Here is a 13,670-nt window from a genome sequence, read left to right as displayed (position 1 = left end):
GACTCCCTCTCTCACGGGCGTGGCGGGGGCGGAACAGCCCCTGAGCCGACCTACCCTGGGGGTATGGGACGCTCTCCTTTCACTCTAGCCGCGGCAGTGACGGCCGCACTGCCCGGAGCGGAGGTGACGGGCGCACGCGCTCTGACCGCCGATGGCGACGGACGGTTCGACTCCGCGGTCGCCTCGCTGCGCGACGGCCGTGAGCTCGCGATCCGGGTCGCCGACGACGACGAGGCCGCGACGGAGCTGGCCGCCGAAGCCCTCGCACTGCGCGCGCTGACCGCCGGCGCCCGCGCGATGCTGCCGTTCCGCGCCCCCGAGTACATCGGCGAGACCCGTCTCGACGATGCCAGGGCGCTGGTGACCGAACTCCTCCCGGGTTTCCAGATCGAAGCAGCGCACGTCCCCGCCGGGCGCGGTGCTGCGGAGTCGATGGGCGCCGCGATCGCCGCAGTGCACGCCATGCCGACGTCGGTCGTGCGCGGCGCCGGCCTCCTCACCCGCACCTCTCAGGAGAGCCGCGACGAGATCGAACGGCTCGTCGATGCGGCGGCGGCGACCGGCCGCGTCCCTGCACGGCTGACGGTCCGCTGGCGTGAGGCTGTCGCCGACGACGATCTCTGGCGCTTCGAGTCCACCGTGACCCTCGGCGGCGTGCAGTCCACCTCCTTCCTCTTCGACGACGATGCGGAGCGGGGCCCCGAGGTCTCCGGCATCGTGGGGTGGCATGCCCTGTCCGTCGGAGACCCTGCCGTCGACCTGGCATGGCTCTCGACGGCGCCGGATGCCGCGGCCGATGTGCAGGCCGCATACGCCCGCGCGGCCGACCGGACGCCGGATGCCGCACTCGAGGTCAGAGGGCGACTGCTCGCAGAACTGGAGTTCGCCCGCTGGCTCGTGCACGGCGACTCCCTGCGCCGCCCCGACATCGTCGACGACGCGGCCGCTCTTCTCGAGGCTCTGGCCGACGGCCTGCACGCCGATGACCTCACGGTGATCACGGCCCGCAACGAGGGCGTCGACTCCGCCATGGACGCGCTGGACCGCGTGCCCGAGAGCACGGTCGCCGCGGTCGACACCTCGATGCAGACCGATGCCTACAACCCCGACGAGCTCTGGCGCGATGAGGACCTCGACTCCGAGACATCGGAGGCCGCGCACCGTGCCGAGGTAGGCAGCCTGGAGACCGAGGACCTCTCCGCCGTGCGTTCGGTCTCGGCGCAGGCGGACGACGAAGGACGAACCTCCACCGCCCCGCACGACTCCGACGTGCAGCGCGAGCGCGCCGCGACCGAGGGTGAGCCGGAGGACGAGGCTCAGCGTGCTGCGCGCGCCGCACTCCAGCGCTGGAAGAGCTCCGACTCCGAGTAGACGCGGTCGCCCCTGATCACCAGGTCGTCCGCCACGTAATAGAGCGCGACGTCGATCTCCTCCAGAGGCACGCCGAATCGGCGATGGTAGGCCAGCCGGTACAGGGCGAGCTGCAGCATCCGCTCCTCGCGCTCCTCCGCCGTGCGCGGCGCCTTGCCCGTCTTCCAGTCGACGATCTCGATGCGGCCACCGCGATCCTCGCGCCGGTACACCGCGTCGAGCTTGCAGATGACAATATGTCGTGGTTCTGTCGTGGGCGCCGACGCCGAACCGGCGCCCGAGCCCAGCGCGAAGTCGATCTCGATCTCGACGGCGATGGGCTGCAGCGCACCCCATTCGCTGCGTTCGAAGGTCTCCTGCAACGCCGTCAGATCGGCAGCATCCGCTGACGACACGTCTCCGGGCCCCGCCGCGGCATCGTCCTCATCCAGCTCCCAGAGCGCCTCATCGACCCGCGTCCCGATCCCGACCAGCTCGCTCCGATGCTCGACCCACGCGTGGAACAGGGTGCCGAGACGCGTCTGCCGGTACGGCCGTTCGGGCATCGGCCTCACGATCGACGACAGCGTGCCCCCGAAGTCCGTCACGTAGTCCTTGAACTTCGACGCCGGCACGCGCGTCGGAGGCGCGGCATCCGTTCCGCGCAGTCGAGCGGCACGCTCCGCGAGCAGCCGCGCCAGTTCGGGCGTGGGCTCCGGGTCGCTCCCCGCGGCCGCGTGCACCGCGGTCGACGCGGCCTCGACGACCGGCCTCCTCGCTCCGAGGGGATCCAGCGGCCACGTGAGGGTGGCGCCCGGACCGTCGTATGGGTTGTCCTCGGGGTCGACGGGCTCGATCGGATCGGTTCCCAGCACCTCCATGGCCTCGAGCAGGTAGGGGCTCGGATCACGCGGCTTCTTCTGCCCCGCCCAGTGCGCACCGGTGAGCAGCAGATCGGTGCGCGCGCGGGTCACCGCCACGTAGGCGAGACGCCGTTCCTCCTGTTGCTGGTAGTCGCGGTACGCCGCCTTGAACACCGTGAGCGCTCCGGGGGCGTTCTTGCTGGCGCTGGTAAGCGAGGCGACGCCTGCCTTGAGCCTCTTCGCCGGATCGTCCTCGCCGGCGACGGCCTCGTCCGGATCCCAGGTGAAGCGCGGCAGCGCGTCACGGTCGCCGCGCAGCGCGAACGGAACGACCCCGAAGCCGAACCACCCCGAGGTGTCGGTCGGCCGGCTGGGCAGCTCGTCGGCGACCAGCCGCACGACCGCGACGGCATCCCACTCCAGTCCCTTGGAGCCGTGGATCGTGAGCAGCTGCACCACACCGGGTTCCGGCGGCTCCGGCCGCGGCATCAGCTCGTCCGTGCTCTCGGCCTTGTCCAACCAGGCCAGCAGGCTCCCGATGGTCCCCCGCTCGTCGGCCGCGAGGAACGCCCGCACCTCGTCGGCGAAGGCGCGCAGCTGCGTCGCCGCGACTCGAGCCGGTCCTCTGGTCTCGTTCGCGGCGAGCTCGATGTCGAGCCGCAGCTCGAGCTCGATGAGTCTGATCAACTCGGAGATCGGCTGCGATGACGCCCGGCGCAGCCGCTCGAGCATCTCCCCCGCCGCCCGGATGCGTGAGCGGCCCTCGGCGCTGATGCCGTCCAGCATCCGGTAGTCGTCACGCACGGCCCGCACGACGTCGACCGCGTCGATGATCGAGATCGCCTCGTCGGCGCCGCGCGATGAGCGCAGACGGATGCGGACCTCCTCCGGGAGCGGCCCCATCGCGGTGTCGGTCTCCGAGAGACGACGACCGAGGTCGTAGAGGGCGGCCATGTCGGCGACTCCGACGCCGAACCGCGGCCCGGTGAGCAGGCGGATCAGCGCCGAACCCGCGGTCGGGTCGTGCACCACGCGAAGGGTCGAGACGACGTCGACGACCTCGGGGGTCGAGAGCAGACCGCCGAGCCCGAGGATGCGATGCGGGATGCCGCGCGCCGCGAGAGCCGCGGCGAAGGTCGGCATGTGCTTCTTCGAGCGGAACAGGATCGCCCCGGTGTGCGGGCGCCCGGCGGCATCCTGATCGTGCGCGGCCCGGCGGTCGGCGAACCACGCGGCGACGTCGTCCGCCTCGTCGTCGACCGTGAACGCGAAGCGCACCTCGGCCCTGCCGTCTCCGGCGCCGGGGCGCGGGTCGAGCGGCGGGACGTCGAGCCCCGGGCGCTGCAGCGGCACCAGCACCTCGTTCGCGATGTCGAGGATCCGTCTGTCGTTGCGCCAGCTCGTCATCAGGCTGTAGGTCTGCGCGCCGTGACCGCCGGAGAAGGCCCCGGAGAACGCGTACAGGTTGTCGGCGCTGGCGCCGCGCCATCCGTAAATCGACTGGTGCGGGTCGCCCACCGCCATGACGGCGGAGTCCCGGAACAGCTCGGCGAGGAATCTGGTCTGGATCACCGAGGTGTCCTGATACTCGTCGAGCAGGACGACGCGGTGCTGCTCGCGGAGCTCCTCCCGTACGTCGGGCGCCGACTCGACGATGTCGTACGCGCCGCCGACCTGATCGGCGAAGTCCAGCACGCCGCGGCGCTCCTTCTCGGCGATGTAGTCGCGCACCAGACTGGCGAGCGTCGACAGGCTGAGCAGATTGGCCGTGGCCTTCCCGATGACGTCGTTGCTCGTGTAGGGCTCGAACGCACGAGCCTGTGCGACCGCGATGCGCACGGCCTCGTCGAGATCGACCCGATGATCGAGAACGTCGCCGGCGAGGCGCTGGACGGCGTCGATCACAGTGCCGACGGCGAACTCGATCTCCTCGAGCTCGGCCAGGTCGCTGCGCAGCACGACTTCGCGCGCCAGCATCCAGGATGCCGCCTGGCTGAGCATCGCGACGTCGGAGTCCCGACCGATGCGCGCGGCGTGCTCGCGCACGATGCCGTCGGCGAAGGCGTTGTACGTCGACACGCGAGGGCGGATCATCAGCTCCTCGGCTGTGCGCGGGGTGGCAGGGTCCCACCCCGTGCCGTACGACTCCGCGAGATCGTCGAGCACGTGCCGGCGCACGAGCTCGCGCTGGCGACCAGCGACCGCCTCGTCGACGCGGCGGAGCGCGCCCGATGAGACGATCTCGGGGAGATGGGGCAGGAGACCCCGACGACCGTACTCGTCGATCACCGCGAGCCTGACGCCGATCCGCTCGGCGAGCTCTCCCGCCGCCTTGCGCGTGAACGTCAGCCCGAGGATCTCATCCCGGCGCACGTGACCGTTCGCGACGAGCCAGACGACGCGTCCCGACATGGTCTCGGTCTTGCCGCTGCCCGCGCCGGCGACGACGAGCGCGGGAGCGGGCGGCGCCTCGATCACGCGCTGCTGCGCCGCGGTGGGCGGTGGCTGCCCGAGCGCCGCAGCGATGTCGGTGGCGGAGAGGCCGAGGGTTCCGGGCCAGATCGGGGTCATGCGCTCACCGCCGGAACGGTGTGGATGCGGCAGGGCTTGACCCTGTTGCCCTGCGTGTCGGCGCAGTGCGCTTCGACCTGAGCCGTGAAACTCGACGCCGACATGCCGCGCGCGGCCTCGGACACCCGCAGGAGGAACGCCTCTCGTCCCTCGTCGTCGAGGGTGTGCTGATGCGCGATGCGGTAGTCGCTCTTGGCCAGCGTCTTCGACACGATGACGAGTCGCGCGCCGGCGAGCGCCGTGGGGTCGGCCCCGTCGATGAGTCCCTGTTGCACCGCGATCTGATAGGCCGCGAGCTGGGCGTGGGCGAGCACTCCGGAGTCGGACTCCGGGTCGTTCTTGCCGGTCTTGAGGTCGACGACGACCACCCTCTCGTTCTCCGCAGCAGCGGTGATCGGCGCCGAACCGCGCCCTCGGGCATGACTGTGGTCTCCGGAGCCGACGGGGTACGCCTCGACCCTGTCGATGAAGCCGTGGATGATCGCCTGCCCGCTCCGATCCTCCCCGACCTCGTGCACGGCGTGCTCGCCGTCGACGTCGACGGCGAAGCGGAACTCCACCTCGCTCGCGATCGCCCGACCGCCGTCGGCGCGCACGTCGCCGAGATAGGCGTGCAGCCGATCCACGAGAAGATCGGCGCGTCTGCGCTCCTTGCGTCCGATCCACTCGGTCTCGAAGTCGAGCTCCGGCCAGTGCTCCTCGACGATCGCGCGCATCCGCTCGAGGTCTCCGTCCGGCACCTTCTCCATCGCCTCGTGCACGATCGTGCCGATTCCGGCCGTGGGGGGCATCACCGTGTCCCCGCCGAGCGCCGAGACCACCCAGTTCACGCCGCACTCCTCGAACGACTCCATCTTCGACGGCGACACCTTCGCCCCGTCGACGGCGAGATCGCGCAGCGGCGCGTCGGTCGTCGGCGGAGTCACCCCGTACCAATCGGAGGGGTCTGCGCCGGGCACGCCCTCACGCGCCAGCACGGCGAGCTGCGCAGCGGCCTCGGCTCTCGCCGCGGGTGAGGACGAGGTGGTGAGGATCCGACGATGACGCGCGACCAGGCCGCGAAGGGTGAGCGGATGCTCGGCGGACGCGTGCAGCTCCGGCGGATCAGGCTTCGGCAGGAACCCGAAGAACGGGCTCGGCGTCAGGTCGTCGTCGTCGACCGCGGTGATCAGCAGCCGCGTGCGCGCTCGCGACACCGCACGCACGAACAGCCTCAGCTCGTCGTGCAGGGCCGCACGCCGCCGATCGAGGACACCGGGCTCGGGGACGACCACTCCGTCGCGCACGGCGGAGAGCGCATCGGCCAGCCGCCAGGTCTGCAGCATCCCGCCGCGCAGCCGCACGTTGGGCCAGATGCCGTCCTGCACACCGGCGACGACGACGGCGTCGAACTCGGTTCCCAGCGCCGTCGCGGGAGTCAGCAGCGTGACGCGCCCCGGACGGTCGGGGCTCGACAGCGAGTCCTCCGGCACCTCACTGTCGAGGATGTCGCGCACGAAGACGTCGGGCTTCTCGTTCGGCGTGCGCTCGACGAACCTCTTGGCCGCATCGAAGAGCGAGACCAGCGCGTCGAGCGCCCGCGCCGTCTCCGCCCCGGACGCCTGCAGCGCCATCTCCCGCCACGCCACCTGCAGACGCCGACCGTCGACGGCGCGTGCCTGGTCCCAGATCCGCCACAGCAGGTCATGGATCGTCTCGCCCCGCTCGGCCGCCGCCGACACCGCGGCGATCGTCTCCGCGAACCGCGAGGCGGTGCGCGACTCGGCCGCATCGATGAGGGTGAAGTGCGCGGGCGCGGCGAACGCCTGGCGCAGAAGCTCGCGCGCCGGGGTGGATCCGCCCTGTTCGAGTTCGATGTGCCGCAGCCGCGCACGCAGGCGACGGAGGCCGATGGCGTCCATCCCGCCGAACGGCGTGCGCAGCGCCTCCTCCAGCATCTGCGGAGTGCGCTCCTCGACGGGCGTGAGCGCGAGCCGCACCGCCTCGACGATGTCGCGCACGATGCTCTCGCTGCCCAGCGGACGCTGCACACCGGCCGCTCTGGTCGGGATCTCACGCGCGGCGAGCTCACCCTCGAGGGTCGTCACCTGACGGGTGTCGTGCGCGATGACCGCCATCCTGTCCCAGGGGATGCCGCCTGCGAGGTGCCAGTCGCGCATCACCCCGGCGATCCTGTCGAGCTCCTCGTAGGGCGACGGGGCGATGAACGTGCTCACCGCCTCGGTCGTCTCGTCCGCGCCGACGGGAGCGGGCGCGCGGCGGTGATCCACCCGGCCGGAGGCGCCGATGGCCTGCGTGACCGTGCGGGTCAGCGCGGTGAGCGCCGGCGCCTGCCGGTGAGGACCGTCGAGCACGTGCACGTCGCCCAGTGCGCCGGCGAGCCGAGCGAAGAGCTCGGGGCTGGCGCCCCGGAAGGCGCCGGAGGAGATGTCGGGATCGCCGAACGCGAGCACGGCGATGTCCCTGCCTCGGAGCGCCTGCACGACGGCCACCCCGCCGCGGGTGAGCTCCTGCGCGTCGTCGATCAGCACCGCTCGCAGCGACGCGAGGGGGCCGAGGGTCGCCGCGTCGGCGGTCCGCAGGATCTCTCCCGCCTCCGCGAGGAGGTCGGCGGCGTCGCGGTGGGCGGCCCTGGCGGCGTCGAGCACCGTGCGGTACTCCACGAGGAAGTCCGCCACGGCCGCCCAGGTCGGATCTCCGGCCGTTCTGAGCTCGTCCGGTGACGCGCCCATCTCGACGCACTCCGCGATGAGCGCGCGCAGCTCGGAGCGGAAGCCCTTCGAGGCCCGCACCGACGGGCTGAGGGCGTCGGGCCACGAGATGTGCCCGTCCTCCTCGTCTCCGGCGAGCAGTTCGGCGATGAGCCTGTCCTGGTCGGCGCCCGTGAGCAGCGCCGGGGGCTCCTGGCCCGCCCTGACCATCGCCCCGCGAACGAGCTGGAACGCGAAGGACCCGAGCGACCGGGCCAGAGGACCCGGCGTGGCCTGGCCGATGCGCACGCCGATGCGGTCGCGGAGCGCGGTGGCCGCCTGGCGGCTCGGCGTGAGGACCAGCACCTCCTCCGGCCGCATCCCCTCGACGTCGAGCAGGTGCACGACGCGGTCGACGAGGGTGCGGGTCTTTCCCGTGCCGGGGGCGCCGATGATCACACCGGACGCCGCCGCAGCAGCGGCGACGACGGCTCGCTGCGCGGCATCCTGAGTCACGGATTCCACGCTACTGGGATGTCCGGACATCGGCCCTCCCGCCCGCGGTGACGCCCGCGTGCGCTCACGGCGAAACCGGCGGCGACCGCCGATCCCCGCGACCGCCGCCGGGGTAGAGTTGGGCACAGTCAGCAGCATCAACCACAGGGAGCACGCGTGGAAATCCGCATCGGCATCGTCAACACCGGCCGCGAACTGAACTTCGAGACCTCCGCCAGCGCCGACGAGGTGCGCGCCAAGGTCACCGCAGCCCTCGAGCAGAGCTCCACGCACCTCGACTTCGCCGACGTGAAGGGCAACTCCTACCTCGTCCCGACCGCGAACCTCGCCTACATCGAGCTGGGCACCGAAGAGTCGCGCCGCGTCGGCTTCGTCGCCTGACCCGCGATGTACATCCTCCTCGCACTCATCGGCGCGTGCGTGCTCGGCATCGCCGCGCACTACCTGATCGGCGGACGTGAACTGCGCGGCGTCGCCGTCACTCCGGCGATCGCGACCGCAGTCGCCGCTCTGGTCTACACGGGCCTGCAGTGGGCCGGTGTCGGCGAAGGCAGCATCTGGCTGTGGCTGGCGAGCGTTCTCGGCTCCGCGGTGATCGCCGCCCTCGCGACGATCGTGCTCGTCCGCGTCCGCACCGGTCGGGACGCCGAGGCCAGGGCCGCGCTCGGCATCTGAACCGGTGGACAGACGCCGGACCCTCTTCTGGATCCGCCTCTGCATCGTCGTGATGATGCTGGGGCTGATCGTCAGCGGCGTCACGGCGTTCCCGCTGCGCGAGGAACTCGGACTCGCGTCGGGCATCCTGCGCGACTCCCCCGTCGCCGCGTGGTTCCCCGACGCCGTCGCCTGGGTCGAGCGGGTGTCGCAGGCCCTCGTCGACGTCGGCGACCGCTACCCGTTCATGTCGTACGGCACCGATTGGCTGGCGTTCGCGCACCTCGTCATCGCGGTCGTCTTCATCGGCCCGCTGATCGACCCCGTGCGCAACGTCTGGGTCATCCAGTTCGGCGTGATCGCCTGCGCCGGCATCATCCCGCTCGCGCTCATCGCCGGTGGGATCCGGGGCATCCCGCTCGGCTGGCAGCTCATCGACATGTCGTTCGGGGTGATCGGGGTGATCCCGATGGTCATCGCCTGGCGACTCACCCGTCGGCTGGAGCGCGCCACGGAGTGACGGCACGACGACGTCGTCAGGACGCGAGGCCCATCGCGTCCATCCTGCGGGCGTGCGCGCCCATGAGCTCCGTGTAGACGGGCTCGATCCTCTCGTCGTCTGCGGCGGCGAGTCTCTCGGGGCGCAGCGCCGAGCGGCAGACCAGGATCGTGTCCCCGACGAGCCGTCTGGCCCACATCGACAGCAGCGAACGCCACTCCTCGTCGCTCTCGATCGTCTCCTGGATGATCGCGACGATCTCGTGGCGGGCGTCGTCCTCGCTGAGGATCGTCCGCACCTTCTCGCCGATGTCGCCGTAGCTCGACGCCAGCGCGAGGTAGAAGTCGTCCAGCATGCCCGCGGTGATGTAGACGGCCAGCATGGTCTCGCGAGGGCGGGCGCCGATCGTCTTGCGACGGAACGCGTCGAGGTTCTCGCGGAACGGGAGCATGAGCTGGGTGGGATCCTCGCCGCGTTCGGAGATGAGGTCCACGATCGCCCGATGCTTCGTGAGGGTCGCCCCCGCGGCGCGGGACAGCGACTCCTTCTCGGAGAGCTCGGGGGTGGCGCGGATCAGACGGGTGAGGGTCTCGAAGTAGCCGAGCTGCAGGTAGGCCGCCTGCCCGAGGAAGCGATTCAACTCGGGTGCGAGCTCGGCGAAGTCGACGCGCGTCGCACCGCCCTGATCGCCCCTGCTGCGCAGCGCGAGGGTGCGACGAGGAGCCCTGCTCCGATTCCAGAACCAATTGACCACGGATGCTCCCCAACCGATCGACTACGGGATCACACTACTCGGGGAGAAGCCATCCCGAGGGTCGGAGCACGCCTCGGGTAGGCTGGTCCCGTCCCCGCCGTCGGAGCGGGGCCCCGCGCCTGTGGCACAAGAGACGGCGTGGATCCGTGACGAGGCGACTCTCCATGTCGCCGGACAGGCATCTGAACACAGTGACAACTTTCTCTGATCTAGGAATCGATCAGGACATCGTCGACGCACTCGCCGCAAAGGGCATCGTCGACGCGTTCCCCATCCAGGAGCAGACCATTCCGCTCGGCCTCCCCGGCCAGGACATCATCGGACAGGCGAAGACCGGAACGGGCAAGACCTTCGGCTTCGGCATCCCCGTCGTCCAGCGACTCGGCCAGAACCCCGAGCACGGCGTCAAGGCGCTCATCGTGGTGCCCACCCGCGAGCTCGCGGTGCAGGTGTACGAGGACATCGATCTGCTCACCAGCAACCGCTCGACCAGCGTCGTGGCCATCTACGGCGGCAAGGCCTACGAGGGTCAGATCGACCAGCTCAAGGCCGGCGCGCAGATCGTGGTCGGCACCCCCGGTCGACTCATCGACCTCGCGGGCCAGCGCCTTCTCGACCTGTCGAACGCGACCGAGGTCGTGCTCGACGAGGCCGACAAGATGCTCGACCTCGGCTTCCTCGCCGACATCGAGAAGATCTTCCAGAAGGTCCCGGCGGTGCGGCACACGCAGCTGTTCTCGGCGACCATGCCCGGGCCGATCGTCGCTCTCGCGCGTCGGTTCATGAACAACCCGATCCACATCCGCGCCACCGATCCCGACGAGGGCCTCACCCAGGCCAACATCAAGCACCTCGTCTACCGCGCGCACTCGCTCGACAAGGACGAGGTCATCGCCCGCATCCTCCAGGCCGAGGGCCGCGGCAAGACCGTGATCTTCACCCGCACCAAGCGCGCGGCGCAGCGTCTGGTCGACGAGCTGGGCGACCGCGGCTTCAACGTCGGCGGCGTGCACGGCGACATGGGTCAGGATCAGCGCGAGCGCTCGATGGCGGCGTTCAAGGCCGGGAAGAAGGACGTGCTCGTCGCGACCGACGTCGCGGCACGAGGCATCGACGTCGACGACGTGACCCACGTCATCAACCACACGATCCCCGATGAGGACAAGACGTACCTGCACCGCGCCGGTCGTACCGGTCGCGCGGGCAAGACCGGTATCGCGGTCACCTTCGTCGACTGGGAGGACCTGCACAAGTGGGCCCTCATCAATCGGGCGCTCGAGTTCGGTCAGCCGGAGCCCGTCGAGACGTACTCGTCGAGCCCGCACCTCTACAGCGACCTCGACATCCCCGCCGGCACCAAGGGCCGCCTGGTGACGGCCCCCAAGGCCGAGAAGCCGGCACGGGCTCCGCGCCCCGAGCGCGCAGCGGATGCCGCGGCCGAGGGCACCGACGAAGGAGGCACCCGCCGCCGCCGTCGTCGCCGCGGCGGTTCTGCGGCCGTCGGGTCGACCTTCGCCGAAGGTGCGACCGAGTCGTCGTCATCCGCGTCCGACTCCGGTCAGGCCGCCGATCGCGGCGCCGAGGGCGCCGGAACTCACGACGGCGCAGGCAAAGAGCATCACGACGGCAAGCCGGCACCCGCTCGCCGTCGCCGTCGCCGTCGCGGTGGTTCCGGTGGAACCGGAGCAGCGCCGGTCACCGGCGCCTGAACGATCTGAGAAGGGGCGGATGCTGCGGCATCCGCCCCTTCGTCGTTCCCGACGTTCGTGCCGAGACCCCTCAGGGGTAGCGGGGGGCGGTGCCCGTTGCACGGGCGATGAGCCGCGCCACCATCTCATCGGAGGTGGTGTTCTCCCCCGGGCGGTTCGGCTTGCCGGCGCCGTGGTAGTCGCTCGACCCGGTCACGATGAGGTCATGAGCTGCGGCGATCTCGTGCAGCATCCTCTTGCCCGCGGCCGTGTTCTCCCGATGATCGATCTCGAAGCCGCCGAGCCCCGCGCCGATCAGACGCTCGATGTAGGGAACGGGCATCATCCGATCTCGTCCGGACGTCACGGGATGCGCGATGATCGCGACCCCTCCCGCCTCCGTGATGAGCCGCACGGCGGTGAGCGGGTCCGGCGCGTAGTGCGGCTCATAGTAGCCCTCCCGCGGGTGCAGAATGCCGTCGAACGCCTCCGTGCGGTCGCGCACGATGCCGCGGGCGACGAGGGCGTCGGCGATGTGCGGCCTCCCCACCGTCGCGTCCTCCGTGGTCTGCGCGAGCACGTCGTCCCAGTGCAGGTCGTAGTCGCGGCCGATGCTGCGGACGATCCTCTCCGCACGACCGATCCGGTCGTCGCGGATGCGATCGGTCTCAGCGCGGAGTGCCGGATCCGCCGGGTCGAACAGGTAGCCCAGCACATGCACGCTGCGCCACTCGTGCTTGGCCGACAGCTCCATCCCCGGGATGAAGGTCATGCCCAGCGCGACGGCGGCGTCACCGGCCTCCTGCCACCCGGTCGTGCGGTCGTGATCGGTGAGGGCCGCGGTCCGGACGCCATGGGCGTGAGCCTGTCGCATGACCTCCGCTGGCGCCTCCGTGCCGTCCGACTGATTCGAGTGGAGGTGCAGGTCGGCGGGACCGGCGAACGATGAGGCCATCCTCCGAGCGTACCGAGCCGCGACGGCACGAGGCCCGCGCCGCGGCAGGGACTTCCCAGACACGGCTCATAGGCTGGGAGGGATGCTTCGACTACTGGGGATCCTGTTCACCGTGCTGCTCGCGATCGCGACGGCGATCGCCGTGTGGCCGCAGTTCTTCCGACTCGAGCAGACCTTCCCGTTCACGCAGATCGTCGCCGCTCGCGGCGTCGTGCTCGGGGCGCTGCTCCTCATCGCCGTGCTCTCGCTGCTGCTCCTGTTCGCGCGGCCGCTGCGGGGTTTCGCGGCGTCCGTCCTCATCGTCGCGCTGCTGGGCGCCGGTGCGACCGGAGCGATCGGCATGAGCCGGGGCTTCGGCGGCGACACCCTCCCCGCCGCGACGGAGTCGAGCGTGCGGGTCCTGAGCTGGAACACCGCGGGCGAGGTCGTCCCGGCGGAGACGATCGCACGGCAGATCCTCGACAGCGGGGCCGACGTCGTCGCCCTCCCCGAGACCACGGAGGCCGTCGGAGAGCAGATCGCGATCATGCTGCGCGCGCAGGGGCATCCGATGTGGGTGCACAACGTGCAGTACAAGCCCGACGTCGTGGACGGCCCGAAGTCGTGGCAGACGACGGTCCTGGTCTCCCCCGACATGGGCGAGTACTCGGTGATCGAGTCGTCGACAGACGGCACCAGCAACACGGCACAGGTGCCCAGCGTCGTCCTCATGCCCATCGACGGCACAGGGCCGACCATCGTCGCCGTGCATGCTGTCGCTCCGCGCAGGGAGGAGATGGGCCAGTGGCGCAGCGATCTGCAGTGGATCGCCGATCAGTGCCCGCAGGGCGATGTCATCCTCGCCGGCGACTTCAACGCCACGATCGACCACATGGCGTCGCTCGGCACAGGCGGAGGAGACCTGGGCTACTGCCGGGACGCCGCGTCGCGCACCGGCAACGGCTTCAGCGGCACCTGGCCCAGCTCGCTCCCCGAGCTGCTGAGCGCGCCCATCGACCACGTCATGGCCTCGCAGAACTGGACGCCCACCGGATCGTCGATCATCGGCGACGCCGCAGGGAGCGATCATCGCGGTCTCGTCGTGCAGCTCGAGCCCGCGGGCTGAGCCGAGACGAATCGCCGCCCTGCGG

General features: G+C 70.8%; 10 protein-coding genes. 6 read left to right on the top strand and 4 right to left on the bottom strand.

What is annotated here, in order from left to right:
- Positions 1–63: 63 nt before the first annotated feature.
- Complete coding sequence (locus tag ACFY5A_RS11670; protein WP_387234153.1) at positions 64–1,371, top strand: phosphotransferase; 1,308 nt, start codon at positions 64–66, stop codon at positions 1,369–1,371.
- On the opposite strand, the gene ACFY5A_RS11665 is transcribed toward ACFY5A_RS11670, so the two are convergent.
- Positions 1,317–4,784 carry a UvrD-helicase domain-containing protein gene (locus ACFY5A_RS11665; protein WP_387234150.1) on the bottom strand — a complete coding sequence of 1,156 codons (3,468 nt, stop codon included), beginning with the start codon at positions 4,782–4,784 and terminating at the stop codon, positions 1,317–1,319. The two genes, ACFY5A_RS11670 and ACFY5A_RS11665, sit on opposite strands and share 55 nt — an antisense overlap.
- Positions 4,781–7,990 carry an ATP-dependent helicase gene (locus tag ACFY5A_RS11660; RefSeq protein ID WP_387234147.1) on the bottom strand — a complete coding sequence of 1,070 codons (3,210 nt, stop codon included), beginning with the start codon at positions 7,988–7,990 and terminating at the stop codon, positions 4,781–4,783. Before ACFY5A_RS11660 ends, ACFY5A_RS11665 begins: the two co-directional genes overlap by 4 nt.
- A gap of 156 nt (positions 7,991–8,146) precedes the next feature.
- Here ACFY5A_RS11660 and ACFY5A_RS11655 point away from each other — a divergent pair, with 156 nt between their 5' ends.
- From ACFY5A_RS11655 to ACFY5A_RS11645, 3 genes are read left to right on the top strand one after another with little or no spacing between them, the layout of a single operon-like run.
- Positions 8,147–8,371, top strand: a complete 225-nt coding sequence (locus tag ACFY5A_RS11655; RefSeq protein ID WP_045259005.1) for a DUF3107 domain-containing protein — start codon at positions 8,147–8,149, stop codon at positions 8,369–8,371.
- A gap of 6 nt (positions 8,372–8,377) precedes the next feature.
- Positions 8,378–8,665 carry a hypothetical protein gene (locus tag ACFY5A_RS11650; protein WP_105672517.1) on the top strand — a complete coding sequence of 96 codons (288 nt, stop codon included), beginning with the start codon at positions 8,378–8,380 and terminating at the stop codon, positions 8,663–8,665.
- A 4-nt stretch (positions 8,666–8,669) separates the two neighbouring features.
- Positions 8,670–9,164 (top strand): hypothetical protein, encoded by a 495-nt coding sequence (locus ACFY5A_RS11645; RefSeq protein WP_387234144.1) that lies wholly within the window; start codon positions 8,670–8,672, stop codon positions 9,162–9,164.
- Positions 9,165–9,180: 16 nt separating this feature from the next.
- Here the strand turns inward: ACFY5A_RS11645 and ACFY5A_RS11640 are convergent, their stop codons facing one another.
- A complete protein-coding gene (locus ACFY5A_RS11640) occupies positions 9,181–9,897 on the bottom strand; it encodes a ferritin-like fold-containing protein (protein ID WP_105672518.1) in 717 nt (238 codons plus the stop codon).
- A gap of 191 nt (positions 9,898–10,088) precedes the next feature.
- Between ACFY5A_RS11640 and ACFY5A_RS11635 the strand changes: the two genes are divergently transcribed.
- The gene (locus ACFY5A_RS11635; RefSeq protein ID WP_341939730.1) at positions 10,089–11,606 is read left to right on the top strand and encodes a DEAD/DEAH box helicase; all 1,518 of its coding nucleotides are present in this window, start codon (positions 10,089–10,091) and stop codon (positions 11,604–11,606) included.
- A 70-nt stretch (positions 11,607–11,676) separates the two neighbouring features.
- Here the strand turns inward: ACFY5A_RS11635 and ACFY5A_RS11630 are convergent, their stop codons facing one another.
- A complete protein-coding gene (locus ACFY5A_RS11630) occupies positions 11,677–12,540 on the bottom strand; it encodes a PHP domain-containing protein (RefSeq protein ID WP_387234141.1) in 864 nt (287 codons plus the stop codon).
- 82 nt (positions 12,541–12,622) lie between these two features.
- Here ACFY5A_RS11630 and ACFY5A_RS11625 point away from each other — a divergent pair, with 82 nt between their 5' ends.
- Positions 12,623–13,645 (top strand): endonuclease/exonuclease/phosphatase family protein, encoded by a 1,023-nt coding sequence (locus ACFY5A_RS11625; protein WP_341939732.1) that lies wholly within the window; start codon positions 12,623–12,625, stop codon positions 13,643–13,645.
- The last annotated feature ends 25 nt before the right edge of the window (positions 13,646–13,670 follow it).

It is taken from the genome of Microbacterium sp. NPDC012755 (genome assembly GCF_042901325.1).
In the GTDB taxonomy this organism is placed as follows: domain Bacteria; phylum Actinomycetota; class Actinomycetes; order Actinomycetales; family Microbacteriaceae; genus Microbacterium; species Microbacterium natoriense.
The sequence above is the reverse complement of the archived record's forward strand: the minus strand, read 5'-3'. Positions and strand labels throughout refer to the sequence as shown.